Origin of the sequence: Deinococcus sedimenti (genome assembly GCF_014648135.1) — a bacterium.
Taxonomy (GTDB): domain Bacteria; phylum Deinococcota; class Deinococci; order Deinococcales; family Deinococcaceae; genus Deinococcus; species Deinococcus sedimenti.
In genome coordinates this window covers 379,451-399,805 of record NZ_BMQN01000002.1, presented here as the reverse complement: position 1 = coordinate 399,805, position 20,355 = coordinate 379,451, and the positions used below count along the sequence as shown (strand labels likewise).

Here is a 20,355-nt window from a genome sequence, read left to right as displayed (position 1 = left end):
AGCAGAAATCGGAGGTCTTGATGATCTCCCTCGAGACCTCTGAATCGACACCTGAGAAAGACAGGGGCAGGACGTGGAGTGGACGGGTAAACACCCTGACCTTCAATCGAACACCTTTGTCAGTCAACTTTCCATCCTCTCTGGAAACACGAGAAAACCCCGGCGCAGAGCCGGGGTTCATCACTAGGACGAGGTTTAGAAGAAGAACTTGACGCCGGCTTTCACGCCGTTGCTCAGGCCGTTGCCCGCGCCGCTGTCGAGCCCGGTGGCGTAGCCCTTGTTGCTGGTGTAGTAGCGGCCGTTGTACTCGGCGAACACGGCGATGCTGTCGGTGATGTTGAAGTCCACACCCGCGATGGCATTCACGTACACGTCACTGACGTTCTGGCTGGTGTTGTTGCGCTGCTGGCCACTGGTCAGACCCAGGCCGGCGCCCACGTAGGGGGTGACGCGGCTGCCCGTGTTCAGGGCGTAGGTGGCGTTCACGTCGGCGCTGACGGCATTCCAGCCGGGCTGGTATTCGGCAGAGACGCGGGCGCCGATCGGACCGACGACGTTGTTCTTACCGACGACCGCTCCGCCACCCAGGCAGTAGTTGACTGGTGTCTTCTTGTCCGACAGGCTCAGGCATTCGGAGCCTTTCCCGGCCATCTTGGCGCTGCCGTACACGCCGGCATAGATGTCACGGGCGGGGGTGGTGACGGTGGGGGTGGGCTCGCCGATCACGACGGTGGTGCTGGTGGTGGGAGTAGGGGTGGTCACGGTGGCCGAGGTGCTGGTGCCGGCGGGACCCTGGGGGCCGGCAGGACCAGCGGGGCCCTGGGGACCGGTCGGGCCAGCGGGACCCTGGGGACCGGCGGGGATGTTGCGGATGGCAGCTTCCAGCGCGTCGATGCGGGCGTTCAGTGCCACGACGTCGGTGCTGGCGGCGCCGGTATCCATGCCGTTGATCTTCGCTTCAAGGGCGTCGATGCGGGCCTGCTGGTCGGCCGTGAGTTTCTCGAGGTCGGTGACGCGGCTGGCGATGGCGGCCAGTTCGGTGCTGACTTCCTGCATGCCGTTGGCGATGGTGGTCATGTCGGTCGCGCCGAAGCCACAGCCGCTCAGGGCGCCCGTCTGGAGGGCGCGGTAGAAGATCAGGGCCGCCTGGTAGCGGGTGAGGTTCTCGTTGCCACGGTACGTGCCGTCGGGGAAGCCCTGGATCAGGCCGCACTGAACGATCTTGTCCACGGCGTCTTTGGCCCAGTGACCGGCGGGAACGTCGCTCAGGGTGACCTGGGCGGGGGCGGCGGTCGTGGTGGTGGTCTGGGCGCTGGCTGCGCCGAGGCTGAGGGCCAGGGTGGACGCGATGATCAGTGATTTGCGCATGTTGTGTTCTCCTTGAGCGGTCTGAATCGGAAACATCGGCACAATGTGACGTGCTCCTCTGGGCTTCACGGTAGGCAGGACCAGTGAGGTCTTTGTGAACTGGCCATGCCGACTGGAGGCCAGAACACATGATTTATGAGGCTGAACTGACCTCTGCCTTCAACGTGAGTGGGGCATGGCAAAATCGCCTCTCTCCATGAGGTCGTGTTTTGTCGTGCTGTCGGCCTTATTTCGCGGTCTGATGAGAAAGCTGTCTGGAGTGTCACGTTCCTGTTTCATGAGCAGTTTCTCACCCCCATGCAACTCACTTCCTGCGGCAGGAGGGCGCGGCCCGCCCCCTATACTCCGGCGCATGAGTCAGATTCATGTTCGAGCCCAGCCTGGAGATGTCGCCCCTTACGTTCTGCTGCCCGGCGATCCCAACCGCGCGCGTCACATTGCCGAGACATACTTACAGGACGCGCGGGAGTACACCAGTCACCGGCAGCTGCTGGGCTTCACGGGCACGTATCAGGGCGTGCCGGTCAGCGTGCAGACGACCGGGATGGGCTGCCCGAGCGCGGCGATCGTCGCGGAGGAACTCGCGCGGCTGGGCGCGCGGACCCTCATCCGGGTGGGGACGCTGGGCGGCGCGACCCCCAGCGTGGCGCCCGGTGATCTGGTGATCGCCACGGCGGCCGTGCCGAACGACGGGACCACCCGGCAGATGCTCGGCGGCGCGCCGTACGCGCCCTCTGCGAGCTTCGAGGTCGTGGAGGCCAGCGTGCAGGCGGCCCGTGCCAGCGGCGCCCCGCACCACGTGGGGCTGGTCATGACCGAGGACGCCTTCTACGCCAGCACGCCCGAGCACGCGCGGCTGTGGGCGGGGCGGGGCGTGCTGGGCTTCGAGATGGAGGCCAGCGCGATCTTCCTCGTGGCCGCTCAGCGGGGGCTGCGCGCGGCGTGCCTGACGGCCTGCAGCAACGATATCGGCGATCCGCAGCTGGTGCCGGACGACGTGCTGGCCGCCGGGGTGGACCGCATGGTGCGTGTGGCGCTGGACGCCATCGTGACGCTCGCCGCGCGCGATTGACCGCCGGTCGCGTCGGGGGCCGTCCATCCGGGCGGCACCTGCTGTGCTACTGGATTTCTTGGTGGCCGGAGCGGGCTGTGGCAGGATAAACGCATGACCCAACTGGATGAATTCGAGTTCAACAACGTGCAGATCGACCAGCATGGCCCCATCGCGGTGCTGACCATCAACCGCCCACGCGCGCTGAACGCCCTGAGTGCCGACACCCTGTCGGAGATCGCGCAGGCCGTGAACCTGATCGTGGAGGACGCCGAGGTCGGCGCGCTGATCATCACGGGCGCCGGGGACAAGGCGTTCGTGGCGGGCGCGGACATCAGCGAATTCGAGAACCTGGAGGGCGTGTACGACGGCCGCGAGCTGTCCCTGGCCGGACAGGACGTCATGCATCAGATCTCCTCGCTGCCGATTCCGGTGATCGCGGCCGTGAACGGTTTCGCGCTGGGCGGCGGGCTGGAACTGGCGCTGGCGTGCGACGTGCGCGTGGCCGCCACGACCGCCCGCCTGGGCCTGCCGGAGGTGTCCCTGGGCCTGATTCCCGGTTTCGGCGGCACGCAGCGTCTGGCGCGGCTGGTCGGCGCGGGCCGCGCGCTGGACCTGATGCTCACGGCCCGTCAGGTGAAGGCCGACGAGGCGCTGGGCATGGGTCTCGTGAACTACGTCGCGGACGACGCCCTGACCAAGGCGCGCGAGGTGGCCGAGCTGATGCTGAAGAACGCCCCGATCGCGCTGTCCCTGGTCAAGGAGGCGGTGCGCCGCGGGCTGGACACCACGCTGGAGGCCGGGCTGGAGGTCGAGGCGGACCTGTTCGGTATGACGGTCGCCACGAAGGATTTCCGTGAGGGGGTGGACGCCTTCCTGAACAAGCGCCGCGCGGAGTTCCAGGGTGAATGAGGACGGCATGGGCGCAGGCGAGCAGAAGTTCCGCCTGCAGGTCGAAGGCGGCAAGGTCAGTGACGTGGCGGGCCGCGAGGAGGGCCCCACTGCCGGGAAGACCCGCGTGGTGGAGTTCACCACGCCCCGCGCGAAACTGATCGAGGAGGCCAACCAGGCGATCCGCACCGACCTGCGGGAGTACCCACGTGCGCTGGCCGCGTACGACGCCCTGCGAAACGACCCGGAGGCGCTGGCGCACTGGGACATGGCCAACTACATCACCATGCGCAAGCTGGGGTACAACGACCACGGGCGGGTGCACGCGTTCATCACGGGTGCGGCGGGCCTGGCGATCACCGAACTCCTGCTGGAGGGTGGCGTGCGGACCGACATCATGGAAAGTGGCGTCGGCGACACGGACGATGTGTTCCTGACCGTCATCCTGGGGACGATGCTGCACGATATCGGCAATCAGATTCACCGCGTGGGTCACGAGGCGCACGGCGTGGCGCTGGCCCTGCCGATCATCGACCGGATCATGACGCCGCTGTACCCTGACCCGTTCAAACGCGTGAAGGTGCGCTCGTTCATCCTGGGCGCCATCAACTGCCACGACCTGAACCCCGCACCGCTGACCATGGAGGGCGGGATCGTGGCCGTCGCGGACGGCACGGACATCACCAAGGGCCGCGGCCGCAAGGCGTTCAGCCTGGGCAGCGTGGACATCCACTCGATCAGCGCGCTGGCCGTGGATCAGGTGGTCATCGAGCGCGGGCGGGACAAGCCGGTGCTGATCAGCGTCACCATGAACAACTCCGGCGGGATCTTCCAGGTTGAGGAGATCCTGGCGCCGAAGGTGATCCGCACGCCCCTGCGGCGGTTCGTGGACCTGCGCGCCACCACCCGCCCGGAGGGTGAGGAGCAGATCCTCTCGCGCGTCCGGCTGGACGGTGACCACTTCGTGATGGACCTCGAGAGCGGCGCTCAGGTCGAGGTTGAGGTGATGGACACGCAGAAGCAGGTGCAGCAGGCGGTCGCGAACAACCTGGGGATCAGCAGCGAGACCCGCTGAATCACCCTACGTCGAGGGGACCCTGACCGTGTGGCCGGGGTCCCCCCTGACTGAGTGAATTACTTCTTCGCGCCGGGGAGCGGCATCGTGCGGGCCGGGCCGCCGTCGATGCCGCCGCTGCGGTGCGTGCCCTCGCCGCCTGCCGCGCGGCCTTCGAGGTCGCTGTCCCCGTCGTTGTTCGGGGTGCCCTGGCGGTCCTCGAAGTCACTGCCGCCCAGTACGCCGTCCTGAAAACCCGGCTGGTCGTTCGGGTTGCTGCTCTCGGCACTGGCGGCGCCGCGCAGCAGATCCTCGGCTGCCATCTTGTCGTTCAGCAGTTCGCCGGTGGTGCCGTCGTCCCGGATCTCGCCCTCGGGGGCGTAGTCGCTCGCGTCGTCTCGTGTCATGTCCCGGAGGGTACGGGCTCCGTAGCGCCGTCACATGGGGAAACGGCAGGGTGACCTTCATGTTGCCGGCCGGAACGACCGGTCAGGTTCCACCTCGCCACCACCGGAAACCGCCTATACTTGACTGTCTATGACGAAGGATCGCATCACGATGACCCAGCGCGGGTACGACAAACTGGTCGAAACCCTGCACTTCCTGAAGACCACCAAACGCGAGGAGATCTCCGAGAACATGGGCCGCGCCATCGAGGACGGCGACCTGCGAGAAAGCGCCGCGTACGACGAGGCCCGCATGCAGCAGAGCGAGAACGAGGCCCGCATCTCCGAACTCGAACGTCAGCTGGAACGCGCCCTGATCATCGAAGAGGACGCCACCGGAGGCGCCGGGCTGGGCGCCAAGGTTCGCGTGCGTGACGCGAAGGGCAAGGAGCACCAGTTCGAGCTGGTCGGCACGTACGAGGTGGACGTCCTGAACGGCAAGATCAGCGACGCCAGCCCCATCGGCAAGGCCCTCGCCGGCCGCCGCGCCGGGGAGAAGGTCACCGTGCAGCTCCCCAAGGGCAGCGCCGAGTTCGAGATCCTCAGCGTCGACTACCAGTAAGCCCAGCACCGCCCTGCGCCTCCCCCCCCTCGGGTGAAGGGAGGCGTTCACCGTGCCCGGTACACTGAGCGGGACCATGCCCCGCCTGACCCGCCTCCTGTTGCCGCTGATGCTGAGCGGCGTGGCGCTCGCCACACCCGCCTGGGTCGTCCCGGCCGCCACGCTCTACCCCGTACCGAACCAGACCAGCGCGCCGCTGCGCTCCCTGCCCGCTGGCACCCGCCTCGACCTGCGCCGCTGCTTCGCCCTGTGGTGCGACGTGCAGCAGGGACCCAGGCGCGGCTGGGTCCTCCGGACAACCGTGAACGTCAGCGGAGACTGCCGACAGCTCGTGCCACTTGGACTGAAGGGCCTGCGCCGCACCGAGGCGGCCTACTCCGGCAGCCGCGACCTCAACCACGACGGCGTCGCCTGCGACACGCTCGACCGGCCCCTCATGGCCCGCTGAACACCATGGCCCGGGGGTCTCATCCTGACCTTGGACGAGGGTTTAACAACGACCCATACTGCCAGAAGAGCTACAAATCGAACGCGGCCATGCGGAGACACTGGGCGCGTTGCACCTGATCCAATGACGCCCGGTGCGGTCAAACCCCGGGCCTCTGGCGGACCGTGCAACCTAATCCACCCACCCACGCCCCTGCCCTGGCAGGGGTGTTTTCGTGCCGGGCAGCGCCGCAGGACGCGAGACACCGGACATGTAGCAGGCGGACCGGGCAGCAGGTGCCGGGGCGGGCGCGGCCCTGTACACTGTCAGGGTTGCCGCGCCGTGCCAAGTGGCGCGTGGAAGGAGTCTGTATGGGTCTTGCTATTGGTATCGTCGGTCTGCCCAACGTGGGCAAAAGCACGCTGTTCAACGCCATCACGCGCGCCGGGGCGCTCGCGGCGAACTACCCGTTCGCGACGATCGAACCGAACGTGGGTCGCGTGACCGTCCCGGACGAGCGCCTCGCCGCGCTGAGCCGCGTGTTCACGAAGGGTGAGCGCGTCCCGCCGATCATCCCGACGTTCGTGGAGTTCGTGGACATCGCGGGCCTCGTGAAGGGCGCCAGTAAGGGCGAGGGCCTGGGGAACCAGTTCCTGGCGAACATCCGCGAGGTGGACGCCATCGCGCACGTCGTCCGCTGCTTCGAAGATGGGAACGTCATTCACGTCGCGGGCCGCGTGGACCCCATCGACGACATCGAGACGATCAACACCGAACTGATCCTCGCGGACCTGGGCGGCCTGGAAAAACGCCTCCAGAACCTCCAGAAGAAAGCCAAGGGGAACGACAAGGACGCCAAGGAGCAGGCGGAACTGGCCGAGCAGATCATCGCCGTGCTGTCCGAGGGCAAACCCGCCCGCGCCGGGACGTACGACGCGCCCATCCCCAAGGAGTTCGGGCTGATCACCACCAAACCCGTGATCTACGTCGCGAACGTCGGCGAGGACAACCTGACCGAGGACAACGAGTACGTGCAGCGGGTGCGCGAGTACGCCGCCGCCGAGGGCGCGCAGGTCGTGAAGATCAGCGCGCAGATCGAGGGTGAACTGGCCGAGATGCCAGAGGACGAGGCCCGCGCGTTCCTGGAGGAACTGGGCGTGCAGGAGAGCGGCCTGGACCAGCTCGTCACGGTCGGGTACGACACGCTGGGCCTGATCACGTTCATCACGAGCGGCGAGAAGGAAGTGCGCGCCTGGACGATCCGCCGCGGCGAGAAGGCCCCGGAGGCCGCCGGGGAGATCCACAGCGACCTGGAACGCGGCTTCATCCGCGCCGAGGTCATCGAGTGGGACAAGATGGTCGAGGCCGGCGGCTGGGCGAACGCCAAGAGCAAGGGCTGGGTGCGGACCGAAGGCAAGGAGTACGTCATGAAGGACGGCGACATCATGAACGTCCTGCACAACATGTGATCTCTCCGGTGGAACGGTCTGCGAGGTCCGTTTCACCCGAGCGGAGCGAGTTGGAGGGGAACCGGAGATTTAAGCGCCGGCTCCCCTCCTCTACTGACCCGGGGTGAGGCGGTCAGCTTCGCGGACGGTGACGTAGGGGATGAGGCCCTGGGCGCGGGCCTGGGCGTACGTGCGCCCGATCAGGTCGGGCTGGTCGGCGTAGTCCACGGTGAACACGGGTTTCCCGGCGGCCTTCCACAGGGCGTAGTCGGCGAGCAGAGCGTCGCGGCGGGCGGCCTCGGTGGGCCGGTTCATGGCGTACACGTAGGTTTCCTCGCTGCCCAGAGCGTCCACGCAGGGGGCGTAGAGGGGGTCGCGGATGAGTTCGGCGGCGTTCTGCGGGACGATCAGGAACCCGGCGCGGCGGGCGCGGGCGTGCGCGGCGAGGCGGCACACCCACCCCACCATCTCGGCGCGGGCAGCGGGCCGGTCCGGGTGCTGTTCGTAGGCGTCGATCAGGTCCAGGTACGCGCCGGTGAAGCCCTGGTCGATCACGCGGTCCAGTTCGCGCAGCGTCAGCGCCTGCCAGTCGGCGTCCCAGTAGGCCACGTCGTAGTTGCCGGGCCAGTCGGGCTGTTCGTTCAGCAGCCACGCGGGGATTCCGTGGCGCCAGCCGGGCTGCCAGTACGGGCGGTACTCCTCGGCCGCGCCGACGCTCAGGTAGCCCAGCAGGACGTGCGCGCGGGCGGCACGCGCGACCTCCGGGGCGGGCCAGGGCTGACCATCGTCATCCATGGTGTCGACCACGACCACGTCGAACGGTGAGGCCGTCACGCGTGACAACCGGTCCCTGCCGTACCCGGTGAGCTGGTACCCCCAGGTGCGCGCCTGACTCAGCGGGACCGGCAGCCTGTTCACGCCGGACTCCAGTGACAGGCCGACGCAGCCGCCCAGCAGCAGGGCCGCCCACCAGACCCGCGCCGCCACCTCAACACCGCCCGGACCAGCTCCGGACAGACCACCGGGCAGACATGGGACGGAGACAACAGGTGAAGGGCATGGGGCCTCCAGCGGACGGGGAAAGAACGGCCGTCGTCCGGATCGTACACCCGCACGGCGCCGCTCTCCTTTCCTGCCCTGCGCGCCTCGGTGCGGGTCGTTCAGCAGCGCAGTTCGGTCACGCCCGCGTAACCGCCCACGAACAGCGCCACCCGCAGCTCATGGATGAAGTTCGCCAGCCACGCCTCGGCCGCCTCGGCGCTCGCCAGGGCAGGTTCCAGCAGCGGGCGGGCCACCGCGACCACCCCGGCTCCCAGGCACAGGGCGCGCGCGGCGTCTAGGCCCGTGCGGATGCCGCCCGACGCGATCAGCGGCACGCCCGGCGCGGCCAGTCGCGCGTCCCGCAGCGCCTGCGCGGTCGGCACGCCCAGGTCGCACAGGTCGGGCGTGCGGACCTCGCCGAACTGCACGATCTGCTCCACGCGCGCCCAGCTGGTCCCACCCGCCCCGGCCACGTCCAGCGCCGCGAACCCCAGTGGGGCCGCCAGGGCCGCCGACGCCGAGTCCAGGCCGTGCCCGACCTCCTTGAGGATCACCGGGAAGTCCAGTTCGAGTAGCACCTCGGCCAGCCGGTCCCGCAACCCCGCCCAGCGGGTGTCCCCACCGACCTGCATGGCCTCCTGTAACGGATTCACGTGAATGGCCAGCGCGTCCGCCCCGACTTCCCGCACCGCGCGCCGGGCCTGCTCGGGACCGTAGCCGAGGAGGAACTGCGCGCCGCCCAGATTCCCGATCAGGGGAATGTCCGGCGCGACGTCCCGCACCTGGAAGGACGCGGCGGCCTCCGGGCGTTCCAGCATCACGCGCTGCGAGCCGAGCATCATGCCGATCCCCAGCCGCTGCGCCGCCACGGCGAGGTTACGGTTGATGCGGCCCGCCGCCTCGGCCCCGCCGGTCATCGCGCCGATCAGGACCGGCGCGGCCAGAGGGCGGCCCAGGAAGGTGGTGCGCAGGTCCACGTCCTCCAGGTTGCGTTCCGGCAGGGCCCGGTACGGCCAGGGCACGTCCTCCAGCCCGGTGGTCTGCCGCGCGTACTGACTGTCGGGGCGCAGGCAAGCCTCGATGTGCCGCAGTTTACGGGTGGGCAGGTCGGTCGGCTCGGGCGTGGTCACGCTGCCCAGCGTACCTTTCCCGTCCCGGGGTGGACTGTCGCTGTGCCCGCCAATCCTTGATGGACAGTGGAGGACCGGCACGCAGGTGTTGACAGATCCGGAAACGGGAGATACTATTCCTGAGCACTGAACGCGGCAACGCGAAGAAAGAGCGAAAAGAAGAACCAGAGTAACGCAGGGTAGAGCAGTCTGGTAGCTCGTCGGGCTCATAACCCGGAGGTCGCAGGTTCAAATCCTGTCCCTGCAACCAAACACCCCCACTTCGGTGGGGGTTTCTTCTGTTGTGCCCACCACGCGGGACGGCCGCCCTGGGAACGAACGCGCCGCGTGTGGCGTACTGAGGCGCGTGAGTCTCGCGTTCCTGATCTTCCTCGTCGCGTGGGTAATCGGCATGATCGGCACCTTCGTGCCCGCCCTGCCCGCCACCGCCATCATCTTCATCGGCAGCGTCGCCGCCACCCTGGTCGACGGCTTCCAGCCCTGGCCGGACCTGCCGTTCCTGATGACCTTCGGGGTCATCACGGTCCTGATCGGCATGATCGACAACGTCGCCTCCGCCTGGGGCGCCCGCAAGTACGGCGGCAGCAAACAGGCCGTGTGGGGCGCCATCATCGGCGGAATCGTGGGCATCCTGCCGATCATCCCGTTCGGCCTGATCGTCGGGCCGCTGCTGGGCGCCCTGACCGCCGAGTTGCTGATCGTGCGCAAGGCGCCCATGGACGCGCTGCGCAGCGCCTGGGGCACCCTGATCGGCCTGCTGGCCGGGATCGCCGCGAAAGTTGTCCTGCACCTCCTGATCGGCCTGTACGAACTGTGGCGCCTGTGGGACCCAGCCAAGAGCGTGTTCTGACCTGATCCCACCTCTTCCCCGCCCCGCCCACCCGCGGGGCGGTTCCCGTTCAGCGGGCCAGGAGCACGGGCGCCAGCGCGATGAACCCCACCGTCAGCGCGGGCAGCAGTGGCAGCAGCGCGCCCAGCGCCGCGCGGCCCGCCCGGCCCGTCAGTTCGCGGAACGCCACGAACGCCAGCCCGGACTGCACCAGCGGCGCCACCAGCGTAACCACGAGCAGCAGGAACGCCGCCGAGGTGGTCTTCAGACCCGCCAGCCCCAGCCGCTGCGCCGCGTTCGGGTCCTTGCCCACCGCCGCCAGCGCGTCCGCCGCCGGGCGCCACGCGCCGTCCGGAATCAGGAAGCTCAGGACGATCACGAGCACGTACAGGGGCGGCAGCAGCGCGAAGGTCGCGCCGAACACCTCCGCCGGGCGCCCCGCGCGGCCCGCACCGAGCAGACCCAGGCCCCACATCAGCCCGAATGTGAACATGGACAGGAACGCCCCGCCGATCACGTTCAGCGCGTGTGATGCGAGCGGGGACGCGCCGCCCGCCACCTCGGCCGCGAGGTTCACCGCCGGGCGGACCAGCGCCGCGTATGCCCCTCCGGACAGCACCGCCGCGACCGCCACCACACCCAGGTACCGCCACGCGAGCGGCTCGGTGGGGGCCAGCGCGCGGGCGAACAGGCGCGGCCCGGCCAGGATCGAGGCGGGCAGCGGCGCCTCGGGAACAGGGGCGGGAGGGGCAGTCGGGCGGGAACGGGCCATCCGGAGCATGCTACCCGCTCCCCCGGCCGTGTGCCGGAGTCGGATGCCCTGCCGGTCCGCCCGTCAACCTCCGCCTGTCATACGGATTCCGTCTGTTTCGTTAACCACCCGGAACCACACCGGGTTGCCAACTCCACGCCCGGAACCCGCTTTGCTGCGCAGCTCTGCGAGTCGCATCCGCTCGGGTTGAAAGTTTTTGCAAACCTTTCAACCGGAGCCCTTATCAGCCGCTGCGGGCGCGCCACCACGCCCACGCCAGCACGACCAGGGCCACGTACACCAGCACGATCAGCGCCGCGCCCAGCGCGCTGCGGGCCAGTTTCTGTGGGTGGGTCGCCGCCTCGCGCCGGGCGTCCACGAGCACCTCTGGCGGGATCAGGCGCAGCGCCACCCACAGCCCCGCCGGGACGAGCAGCAGGTCGTCCAGCTGCCCCAGCACCGGGATGAAGTCCGGGATCAGGTCGATGGGGCTCAGCGCGTACGCGAGGACCAGCAGCGCCCACGCCCGCGCGTACCAGGGGCTGCGCGGGTCGCGGGCCGCGAGGCTCAGGGCGAGCAGTTCCGCCTTCAGGTGCCGCGCGAACGCCCGCACGCGCGCCCACAGGCCCTGCCGGGCCGGGTCGGTCATCGCAGCGCGCCGCGCAGGTCCGTGACCCACTGCGCCACGCCCGGCAGGGTCAGCGCCCCCGCACTCAGGCCGAACAGCAGCATGATCACGAACGCGCCGCTCAGCCACGGGCCGGGCGCGCTGCGCTCCTGCGGGTCCGCCTTCGGGGTCAGCCACAGGTGCAGCACGACGAGCACCACCGTCCCGAACAGCGCCGCACCCCCGGCGATCGGCAGGCGCAGCGCCTCGTTCTTCAGCAGTTCGGTCGCCCGCTCCGGGTCGGACGGGAGGCGACCCGCCAGCAGGGTGCCCAGCCCCACCGCGATGGTGTTGTTCAGCGCGTGCACGATCACGCCGTTCCACAGGCTGCCCGTGTGCTGCACGACGCGCGCCAACACGTACGCCAGCGGGATGATCCCCACCACGCTGGCCGGTACGCCGTGCGCCAGCGAGAACACCAGCGTGCTCGTGACCGCCGCGACCGTGAACCCCGCCGCCCGCTCGTGCCCGCGCATCAGCAGACCCCGGAAGGCGACCTCCTCCGCGAAGGGGATCAGGAGGCCCGCCGCGAGGAGTAGCACCCACACGTCCGCCCCCTGACTGAGGAACTGCGGCACCGCGTTCGCGGACGACGGCACCAGCGTCACGAACGCCAGCACGAACGCCCGCGACGCCAGGAACGCCAGCGCGAACGCCGCCAGCGCCACGCCCCATGCGGGCGGCGTCCGCCAGCGCGAATCCCGCAGCAGCGCATTCATCGTGTTCCGGAACGCCGTGAACGCCACGAGCACCACCACCGCGAACGCCCCCAGCAGCGCCAGCCCCAGCGGCGCCCCCACACCCATTAGCACCGCCGACACCACGTTCTGCACGACCAGCAGCGTCAGCGCCGCGCGGTTCCCACTGACCGCCCGCACCCCGGCAGGATCGGCAGGCGGAACGGGCGGCACACTGGGCGCGACAGGCTCTGGAACGGTCATGCCCCCGAGCCTACCGCGCACGGGCCGACAGGCGCGTCAACGGAAAGTTGAGGCGCGCCCCACGCCACGCGTCAGGCCGTCAGCACGCGGATCGCGCCCGCCAGCGCCTCGTCGTCCACCTGATGGTGCAGCACGAAGCGGACACTGTCCGGCCCGAGCGCGTTGCACAGGACGCCCTGCTCGCTCCAGCGGGCCGCGTGAGCCGCCGCGTCGGGCACGGTGGCGTAGATGATATTCGTCTGCACGGCCGTCAGGTTCACGTCAAAACCCGCGTTCACGAGGGCGTGGGCCAGTTCACGGGTGCGGCGGTGATCCTCCGCCAGCCGCGCGGGCCCCTCGCGTAGGGCCACGAGCGCCGCCGCCGCCAGCACGCCCGCCTGCCGCATGCCGCCGCCCATCATCTTGCGGTAGCGGTGCGCCTGCCGCATCTGGGCGGCGCTGCCGACCAGCACACTGCCCACCGGCGCACCCAGGCCCTTGCTGAGGCACACGCTGACCGTGTCGAACATCCCCGTCACGTCCCGCAGCGGCACCCCCAGCGCCACCGCCGCATTCACCACCCGCGCGCCGTCCAGATGCAGCGGCAGGCCCTCCTCGGTCGCCACCGCGCGAATCCCAGCCAGCACGTCCAGCGGGATCACCGTCCCACCCGCCTTGTTGTGCGTGTTCTCCAGGCTGATCAGCCCGCTCGGGGACTGGTGGATGCTGCGGCGGATCGCGGCGCGCACGTCCTCCGGGGCGGGCACACCCAGCGGCGCGGGCACGAAGCGCGGCACCACGCCACTGAAGGTCGCCATCATGCCCAGCTCCCACTCGTAGATGTGCGACCCCTCCGCGCAGATGACCTCCTCGCCCCGGCGGGTGTGCAGCGCGATCGCCACCTGATTCGTCATCGTCCCCGACGGCATGAACAGCCCCGCCTCGTGCCCGGTCAGGCGCGCCACCTCCGCCTGCAACTCGTTCACGGTCGGGTCCTCGCCGTACACGTCATCGCCCACCGGCGCCTGCGCCATCGCCTCGCGCATGGCAGGCGTGGGGGTTGTGACGGTATCGGAACGCAGATCGGCAATCAGGCGGGCGAGTTCAGTCATGCCCCGGATGCTACGCCGCGCCGCACCCAAAGTGGGACGCGCCCCGGGACACGAGGTGGTATGCCTGGACGATGCGCCCCTGGCCTGCCCTGCTCCTACTGGTCGCCTGCCACGCTCCGCCCCCGACGCTCCCGCCGGAACTGGCGCGAATGGCCGGACGGGACGCCTGGGTGTACGGTGGCGGCCCGCTGCGCTGCGTCCGGGGCAACGGCACCATCGAGTACGCCGTGCCGCTGAGCACCCCGGTCCGGGTCACGCAGGTCGAACAGACCGGCCCGCGCGAGGTTGAAATCGGCGTGAAAGGACACGTCCGCGAGCAGAGAACGCCGCAGGCCATCATCCTCACGCTCGAACCACGGGGACCGGTGGAACCCGTCTCAGGCAGCAGCGGGAACGGGCCTCTCCCCCGCTGGTGGCAGGGACTGGAGGTAAATTCCTGCGCGACCTTCCGTTTCGCCTTCGTGGACGAGGCTCGCTTGAACCGCACGCTGAGCTTCACGCCCCCACCCCGTGACGTGCAGCGCCTCAGCAGCCAGCCCCGCGCCTCCAGCGTCGGCCTGAGCGCCACGCAACTCCTGTGGCTGCGCGGCCCGCCCGACGAACCCCTGACCGACGTGGACACCCTGCGGCGCGCCCCCACCTGGACGGTCATCGGCGCGCCGGGCCGGGGCGATCAGGTCACCACCTTCCACAACGGCCGGGTCATCCGGGAGACCTTCCCGGGCATGGGACCCTGAACGGCTACGGGTCCGGCCAGAGGTCCCGCCGCACCGCCCGCGCGACGGTCTGCACGGGGTCGTCCTTGAGTCGGCGCGCGATGAACTCGGGCAGGTCCGGGCGGGCAGCGACCATGGCCCGCTGCTGCCAGTCCAAGTGCGGCACCGATACCAGCGTGTCCCACAGGTCGGGGGTCATGAACGGTGAGGAGAGCATGGCGTGAATCAGTACGCTGTTGCGCCGCTCCTCCTCTCCGAAAGCGTTCCAGAAGCGGGGTGAGCGGATGCTCTGCGTGATCAGGGCACGCAGGTGGTCGGCGTTGAAGTTCGGGTGATGCACGAGCAGGAGGTCGTGCGCGGTGCCCACCAACCGCGCCAGCATCCCAGGTGGGGTGGTCGGGTCGGTCAGCAGGGTCGGGAGCGCGTCCGGCCCCAACGCCCGCAACTGCTCGATGATCGGCAGGGGTGGCGTGACCGGATTGGCGGCGAGGTTCAGCAGCACGTCCCCGGTGGCGACCTCGGCGTACACGCCCAGCAGGTCGGGCGGCAGTGGTTCCTTCGTGTGAATGTACGGGTTGAGTGTGTCCGGTCCCAGGCGGGCCAACACCTCGCGTGCTACGGCAGGCGGCAACGTCGGGTTTTCCAGTAATGCCCTAGCAACCCAGGCTTCTGGGTCACTGGCGAGGCGGTGGGCCAGAGGCTCGTCCAGCGGCGCTTTCTGGGCCATGTTTAGCTGGACTTCCACGTTGTTTGAATTCAGGAGCGTGTCCCGTACGTCGGGCGGCAGGTCCGGACGTTCGGCGAGTTCGCCCTGTTCGTACTCACCCAGTTTGGGCAGTAGCTTCTGGAAGAACTCTGCCGCGAGTGGCCGGATGGGCAGCGCCCAGACCGGCAGGGAGCCATACCCGAGCATGTTCATCAGCTCCGCATCGGTCAGGTCGTCGCGTTTCAGCAGGGCCGCGAACGCACCCGGCTGCGTCCGCAGCACGTCGCGCACCTCTGGTAGCAGGTTGGGTGCCTGTGCCAGCGACCAGATGGCATTGCGCCCCCAGCGGTCCTCCTCAGCAGTCTGGATCACCCGCCACTGCTCCTCGGGCGGCCAGGACGAATCGAAGGGAGCCTCGCCAGTCTTGTCCCTGCGATACCCGCGGGCTTCCTGCACCAGCGGATGCGGGTCGGCCTTCAGGTGGTCCAGCAGGGCGGCAGGCAGGTCGGCGCGGTCCATGACGGCGGCGCGGACGGTCGGGTCCGGGTCGGCGGCGTACGTGTTCAGCAGGTCCGGTGGGACAGGTTCGTCCCGGGCTGCAGTGCGGCGCAGGTTCACGCCTGCTCCCCTGAAGAACGTCAGCAGCGCCGAGCGCACGTCCTCGCCCACCGACGGGTTGTTGAGGACCGCAATCCGGACGCGCCATTCGGGGTCCCCCGCTAGGTCGGTCAGGGTGCGGCCCGGTGTGCTGGGGTTCGCGGCGACCGCGCGGCGCACCTGCGCCCACTGACTGCGGGCCAGGGTGTCCAGCGTGCGGGGCAGGGTGGCGGGGTTCCCAGCCTCCGTCTGCTGTTTCGACAGTGACAGGGTGCGCCGTGGTCGGTCACGCATGGCCCAGGCGACGGACGGGTCCAGTTCCCCGTGCAGCGGCGTGACCCAGTCGTCCGGCACGGACCGGTTCCCGGCAACCGCCGCGCGGACCTGCGGGTCGGGCGAGGTCACCCAGGCGTCCACCTGTTCCCGCGTCGGGCCGGGGGTGCTGTGGGCCGCTAGTGTCTCCTGCGGGTCGCCAGTGAAGGTCACCTGATAGGTGCCGTCCTGACTGTCGCCCGTCAGGTACGTCAGCTGCCCGAACGGGACCACCTCACCGCTGGCGAGGTCCCACAGGTACGTGCGATACCCACCGAGATCTGCCCTGTAAATCCCCTCCCGGATCTCCCCTTGCAGTTCCGGCGGCAGGGTCAGCGCCTGCCCGTCTTCGCCGAGCACCTCCAGTTCCAGCTGCATTTCGTCGCTGTGCCAGTGGTATGCGAACTGCACGCGGGTCACCCCGGCGCGCTGCAGGCGGCGGGTGAACCCCTGCGGGAAGACACTCACGGTCCGTCCTCCTGTTCGCTCAGGCGGGCGGCGCCGCGGGCCATCCAGGGGCGCAGGGGCAGGTCGCCCAGCCAGTCCTGCACGGTGGGAATCTCGCCGCCCATGTCCTCGCGGACGTGCTGCTCGCCGATCAATCGCACGGGGACCTTCTTGCCGGTGCTGAGGGTCAGGGTCGTCCCGAAGACCTGTTCGCACAGGAAGATGCCCAGGCTGGAGTGCAGGACGGCGCGGTGGCGGACGTCCGGCAGGTGCGCCTTGGTCTGGTCGAACCAGTTGTGGATGGGCAGGTACTCGTCGGGCGTCCCGCCGAACTGTCGGCTGGAGCTGATCGCGTGGTGGTACGGGTGCGCCATGCCCCAGGGTACGCGGGGCGGGGCTGGGTCAGGCGTGCAGGTGCAGGGCACGTTCGATTTCGGGGGGGACCTCGCCGAGTTCTCGCAGGTGCTGGGCGCGCAGCGTCTCGCACAGGCGGCGCAGGCTGCCGTCGGGGTCGGCGGGGTACGTGGGCAGGAGGCTCAGGGCGTCCGGGTCGAAGGGATCGTCGCGCAGCAGTTGCGTCAGGAGGCGGGTGGCCTGCGGGGTGGGCTCTTCCTGCACGAGTTGCAGGGCGGCGGCGCGCCAGCGGGCGTGCAGGGCGGCGCGCAGGTCGTCCACGTCGGGGAGGTCCACGCCGGGCAGGAAGGGCCCCTCGTACCAGGCGCAGGCGGCGCTGAGGTCGTGGTCGTGCAGGGCCTTGAGGTACAGGGTGAGGTCGGACCGCAGGCCGCTCAGGGCGTAGCCGGTTCCGGCGCGGTCGATGTGCGCGGCGGTGCCGAGGGCGTCACGCAGGCGGGCGAGGGTCTTGCGGAAGTTCCCTTCCGCCTGCGGGGCGGGCAGGTCGGGCCACAGGGCGTCCTGGAGGGTCTCGCGGGGCACGGTGGGGCCGCGGTCGCTGACGTGGGCGCACAGCAGCAGCGCGAGGAGTTCGCGGACCTTACGGGCCTTCCAGGGGCGGACCTCGCCGTGTTCTTCCAGGTCGAAGTGGCCCAGGGTGCGCAGGAACGCGGGGCGGGTGTGGGGGGCGGCGGGTTCCAGGTACTCGTGGCGCTGGGCGCGGTCCTCGGGGAACAGGCGGTCGAGGAGGCGCAGGTGCCCGAGGCCGCCGGAGGTGGTCAGGAACGCGTGGACCTGTGCGCCAAGGGCGCGGAGTTCGTCCTGGGGGGCGTGCTGGCGGTGCCGGACGCCCAGGAGGGCCCAGTGGAGCATGGCGAGCGTGGCGGGGTAGCTGGGCGCGCCGGGGTGGGCGAGTGCCTCGCGCAGCAGCGTTTCCGCGCCGTTCAGGTCGCCTTCCAGGGCCAGGAGCAACGCGCGGTACGAGAGGCGTTCGATCTCGCCCAGGGGGTCACCCGCGTAGTCGGGCGCGTCGTCGAGCACCGTGCGGGCGCGGTCCAGGTCGCCCCAGGTGAGGTGCAGCTGCGCGAGAATCAGGTGCGCCAGTCCGAAGGGTCGGTAGGTGTCCGGTGGGTACAGGTCGATCAGGGTGCGGGCCTCGTCGTCCCGGCCGAACAGGGTCAGGGCGGCGGCCGTGTGCGCCGTCAGGAATGGGGCGGTGGCGGGCAGGTGCTCGCGGTAGTAGGCCTGCCAGGCGAGCATGTGGTCCAGTCCGGCTTCCTGTCCGGCCATGACCATGGACACGCCGAGCATGCCGCGGGCGTTCATCTCGATGAGGGTGGTGCTGCCGGTCCGGGCGAGACTCAGGGCGGTGGCGTAGGCGTCCTGAGCGTCGCGCAGTCGGGCGTGGGCGAGGTGCAGGTTCCCGAGGTTCGCGTACACGGTCTGCATGCGGGCTTCCTGGCCGCTGCGGCGCTGCACGTCCAGGCACTCGCGGTAGGTGCGGTCGGCGTCGTCGTACTGCGTGAACCACGTGTGGGCCAGCGCGAGGTAGTTCAGCAGGTCGGCGCGCTGCGCGTCGGTCGTCACCAGGGGCAGGGCCGCCTGGGCCTCGGCGTGCAGGGCGTGCGGGTCGCGGCGCAGCAGGGCGTGGTGCGCGCGGGCGAAGCGCACCTGCACGGGGTCGGCGCCGGGCAGGGTCAGCAGCGCGTCCAGGAGGGGCGCAGCAGCGTCCAGGTCCCCGGCGTCCGACATGAATCTGGCGTGCAGGACGGCCAGCGGGGCGCTCAGCGGGGTGGGCATCGCGGCCAGCAGGTCGAGGCCCGCGCGGTACTCGCCGAGGCGCAGCAGGGCTTCCAGGTGCGCCTCGCGCGCCGCGTCGTCCGGGTCGGGCAGGTCCGCGAGGGTCCGGGCGGCCTGTCGGTTCAGGCCCTGCGCGAGCTGCGCCCGGCCCAGCTCCACCTGCAGCCGGGCGCGCCTCCCGGGGTCGTCCGTGCGGGTCAGCGCGGCGGCCGCGTGCTCGGCCAGGAGGCTGTGCGCGCCGGTCGCGCGGGCCACTGCCATGGCCTGCTCGGTCAGGTCGTCCGCGCCGGGCAGGTCGGCCAGCCGGGCGTGCCGGGCGCGTTCGTGCGGGTCGCGGTGGTGCCGGGCCAGCCGGGCGCGCAGGTCGCGGTCCTCGGCCGGGGTCAGGGTCTGCCGTCCCACGGCGGCGAACCCGGGGTGGGTCAGGGCGGCGTGCAGGTCACCCTCGCGCGCCTCGGTGTGGATCAGGGCCGCGCCGTGCAGGGTGTCCAGCGTGCGGTCCAGCGCGGCGCGGTCCAGGCCGGTCAGGACGCCCAGGTCGCCCAGGGTCAGGGGCGCAGCGCTCAGGGCCAGCAGGTTCAGCACGTCGCACATAGCTTCCTCGGTCTGCGCGGCGTGCCAGCGGGCGCGCAGCAGGGCGTCCAGCGTGCCGGGCAGGTCCGCGCGGGGTGGGGGCGTGAAGGTCCACGCGCCGCCCACGGGGCGCAGGAACCCTCCGGCGCGCAGGTGGCCGATCAGCGCGGCCGCGTGCAGCGGCAGGCCGTCGGCGCGGGCCAGCAGCCACGGGGCGAGGTTCGCGTCGACCGCGCCCAGCGTTCCGCGCAGCAGGTGCCGCAGGGCAGCGTCGTCCAGTGGCGGCATGGGGTGCGCCTGCACGTCCGATCCGGGGTTCAGCACCGCGATCCGGCGGGCGTCCTGCAGGAACTCCGGAACCTCGGTCTGCCCGGCGATCAGCAGCAGCAGGGGGGCGCGGCCCTGCGCCGCCGCGCGCCAGCAGGCCCGCAGCAGGTCCAAGTCCTCGGGCGCGGCGCGGTCCAGGTGATCGACGGTCAGCAGCGCGCCGCCCTGCTCCTGCGCCAGCAGGCTCAGGGTGTCCGCCAGGGCGCGCGGTCCGGCCGCCGCGTCGCCCGTGGGGGGCTGCGCCGTCATGGGCCAGGGCAGGTCCGGGCGGGCCGCGCGCAGGAACGCGAGGACGTCCGGGTCGCGGCCGGTCAGGCGGGCCTGGAGTGCCCCGATCAGCGTGCCGGTCAGGTCCGGGGCGTTCAGGTGGACGCGGCGGTGATCTCCGTCCCCCACCTGCCGCAGGAGGTGGCTCTTGCCGCTGCCGCTCGCGCCGTGCAGGTACGCCACTCTCGGGCCCGCGCCCGCCTGCACCTGTGCCCAGAGGGCCGGAAGGTCCACCGCCTGCGTCACGGTCATCTTCCGAAGTATAAGCACGGTCAGTTGCGCCGGGCCGTGCGGTCGCGGCCCGCCCCGGCGGGGGTGTCCGTGGGGCAGACCGCGAGCAGCAGCGGGGCGTGGCAGTGCGGGCAGTCCGGGCGCAGCGGGTCCCGCAGCGGCTGCCCGCACCCGGGGCACGCGCCCAGCAGCCGCGCGCCGCACAGCGGGCAGAACGTCAGGGCCTCGTGCCGGGGGGCGGCGCGACCACAGCCGGGGCAGGAGGTGTACGAGCGGAGGGGACTCATGC

20 protein-coding genes and 1 tRNA gene are annotated in these 20,355 nt (G+C 70.5%); 9 read left to right on the top strand and 12 right to left on the bottom strand.

The genetic code is table 11. From position 1 onward, the window contains the following. Window positions 1–195: 195 nt before the first annotated feature. On the bottom strand, window positions 196–1,368 hold the full coding sequence (locus IEY69_RS08690) for an S-layer homology domain-containing protein (RefSeq protein WP_189072727.1): 1,173 nt from the start codon (window positions 1,366–1,368) through the stop codon (window positions 196–198). A 352-nt stretch (window positions 1,369–1,720) separates the two neighbouring features. Here IEY69_RS08690 and IEY69_RS08685 point away from each other — a divergent pair, with 352 nt between their 5' ends. The 3 genes from IEY69_RS08685 (at window position 1,721) to IEY69_RS08675 (ending at window position 4,385) form a co-directional block, all read left to right on the top strand. Further along, window positions 1,721–2,440, top strand: a complete 720-nt coding sequence (locus IEY69_RS08685) for a phosphorylase family protein (RefSeq protein ID WP_189072726.1) — start codon at window positions 1,721–1,723, stop codon at window positions 2,438–2,440. Window positions 2,441–2,533: 93 nt separating this feature from the next. Next, a complete protein-coding gene (locus tag IEY69_RS08680) occupies window positions 2,534–3,331 on the top strand; it encodes an enoyl-CoA hydratase/isomerase family protein (protein ID WP_119673757.1) in 798 nt (265 codons plus the stop codon). Window positions 3,332–3,338: 7 nt separating this feature from the next. Further along, window positions 3,339–4,385, top strand: a complete 1,047-nt coding sequence (locus IEY69_RS08675) for a phosphohydrolase (RefSeq protein ID WP_189072862.1) — start codon at window positions 3,339–3,341, stop codon at window positions 4,383–4,385. Between the two features lie 59 nt (window positions 4,386–4,444). Here IEY69_RS08675 and IEY69_RS08670 read toward each other — a convergent pair whose 3' ends face one another. Continuing rightward, a complete protein-coding gene (locus IEY69_RS08670; RefSeq protein WP_189072725.1) occupies window positions 4,445–4,771 on the bottom strand; it encodes a hypothetical protein in 327 nt (108 codons plus the stop codon). Window positions 4,772–4,901: 130 nt separating this feature from the next. Between IEY69_RS08670 and greA the strand changes: the two genes are divergently transcribed. From greA to ychF, 3 genes are all read left to right on the top strand, one after another. Next, a complete protein-coding gene (gene greA, locus IEY69_RS08665; RefSeq protein WP_189072724.1) occupies window positions 4,902–5,372 on the top strand; it encodes a transcription elongation factor GreA in 471 nt (156 codons plus the stop codon). A gap of 76 nt (window positions 5,373–5,448) precedes the next feature. Continuing rightward, window positions 5,449–5,820 (top strand): SH3 domain-containing protein, encoded by a 372-nt coding sequence (locus IEY69_RS08660; protein WP_189072723.1) that lies wholly within the window; start codon window positions 5,449–5,451, stop codon window positions 5,818–5,820. Window positions 5,821–6,170: 350 nt separating this feature from the next. Continuing rightward, window positions 6,171–7,268: a redox-regulated ATPase YchF gene (gene ychF, locus IEY69_RS08655; protein WP_058976023.1), complete on the top strand. Its 1,098-nt coding sequence runs from the start codon at window positions 6,171–6,173 to the stop codon at window positions 7,266–7,268. Window positions 7,269–7,358: 90 nt separating this feature from the next. Here ychF and IEY69_RS08650 read toward each other — a convergent pair whose 3' ends face one another. Beyond that, window positions 7,359–8,234 (bottom strand): MJ1477/TM1410 family putative glycoside hydrolase, encoded by an 876-nt coding sequence (locus IEY69_RS08650; RefSeq protein ID WP_189072722.1) that lies wholly within the window; start codon window positions 8,232–8,234, stop codon window positions 7,359–7,361. 173 nt (window positions 8,235–8,407) lie between these two features. Next, window positions 8,408–9,418, bottom strand: coding sequence for a type 2 isopentenyl-diphosphate Delta-isomerase (fni, locus tag IEY69_RS08645; protein ID WP_189072721.1), 1,011 nt, complete (start codon window positions 9,416–9,418; stop codon window positions 8,408–8,410). Between the two features lie 173 nt (window positions 9,419–9,591). Here fni and IEY69_RS08640 point away from each other — a divergent pair. Together IEY69_RS08640 and IEY69_RS08635 are read left to right on the top strand one after the other, a co-directional pair. Further along, a tRNA-Met gene (locus IEY69_RS08640) sits at window positions 9,592–9,668 on the top strand. Between the two features lie 96 nt (window positions 9,669–9,764). Next, the gene (locus IEY69_RS08635) at window positions 9,765–10,268 is read left to right on the top strand and encodes a DUF456 domain-containing protein (RefSeq protein WP_189072720.1); all 504 of its coding nucleotides are present in this window, start codon (window positions 9,765–9,767) and stop codon (window positions 10,266–10,268) included. A 49-nt stretch (window positions 10,269–10,317) separates the two neighbouring features. Here IEY69_RS08635 and IEY69_RS08630 read toward each other — a convergent pair whose 3' ends face one another. The 4 genes from IEY69_RS08630 to IEY69_RS08615 all read right to left on the bottom strand — a co-directional run bounded on the left by IEY69_RS08630 (window position 10,318) and on the right by IEY69_RS08615 (window position 13,697). Next, window positions 10,318–11,019, bottom strand: coding sequence for a hypothetical protein (locus IEY69_RS08630; protein ID WP_189072719.1), 702 nt, complete (start codon window positions 11,017–11,019; stop codon window positions 10,318–10,320). A gap of 223 nt (window positions 11,020–11,242) precedes the next feature. After that, window positions 11,243–11,647, bottom strand: coding sequence for a YkvA family protein (locus IEY69_RS08625; RefSeq protein WP_189072718.1), 405 nt, complete (start codon window positions 11,645–11,647; stop codon window positions 11,243–11,245). Beyond that, complete coding sequence (locus IEY69_RS08620; protein ID WP_189072717.1) at window positions 11,644–12,606, bottom strand: CPBP family intramembrane glutamic endopeptidase; 963 nt, start codon at window positions 12,604–12,606, stop codon at window positions 11,644–11,646. Before IEY69_RS08620 ends, IEY69_RS08625 begins: the two co-directional genes overlap by 4 nt. Before the next feature lie 71 nt (window positions 12,607–12,677). Beyond that, on the bottom strand, window positions 12,678–13,697 hold the full coding sequence (locus IEY69_RS08615) for a threonine aldolase family protein (protein WP_189072716.1): 1,020 nt from the start codon (window positions 13,695–13,697) through the stop codon (window positions 12,678–12,680). Between the two features lie 71 nt (window positions 13,698–13,768). Here IEY69_RS08615 and IEY69_RS08610 point away from each other — a divergent pair, with 71 nt between their 5' ends. Then, window positions 13,769–14,434, top strand: coding sequence for a hypothetical protein (locus tag IEY69_RS08610; RefSeq protein ID WP_189072715.1), 666 nt, complete (start codon window positions 13,769–13,771; stop codon window positions 14,432–14,434). Window positions 14,435–14,438: 4 nt separating this feature from the next. On the opposite strand, the gene IEY69_RS08605 is transcribed toward IEY69_RS08610, so the two are convergent. From IEY69_RS08605 to IEY69_RS08590, 4 genes are read right to left on the bottom strand one after another with little or no spacing between them, the layout of a single operon-like run. Next, window positions 14,439–16,496 (bottom strand): hypothetical protein, encoded by a 2,058-nt coding sequence (locus IEY69_RS08605; protein ID WP_189072714.1) that lies wholly within the window; start codon window positions 16,494–16,496, stop codon window positions 14,439–14,441. Further along, window positions 16,493–16,849, bottom strand: coding sequence for a DUF6915 family protein (locus IEY69_RS08600; protein ID WP_189072713.1), 357 nt, complete (start codon window positions 16,847–16,849; stop codon window positions 16,493–16,495). The genes IEY69_RS08605 and IEY69_RS08600 overlap by 4 nt, the downstream gene beginning before the upstream one ends. Before the next feature lie 28 nt (window positions 16,850–16,877). Beyond that, on the bottom strand, window positions 16,878–20,087 hold the full coding sequence (locus IEY69_RS08595; RefSeq protein WP_189072712.1) for an AAA family ATPase: 3,210 nt from the start codon (window positions 20,085–20,087) through the stop codon (window positions 16,878–16,880). A gap of 20 nt (window positions 20,088–20,107) precedes the next feature. Further along, window positions 20,108–20,353 carry a hypothetical protein gene (locus IEY69_RS08590; protein WP_189072711.1) on the bottom strand — a complete coding sequence of 82 codons (246 nt, stop codon included), beginning with the start codon at window positions 20,351–20,353 and terminating at the stop codon, window positions 20,108–20,110. Window positions 20,354–20,355: the final 2 nt, after the last annotated feature.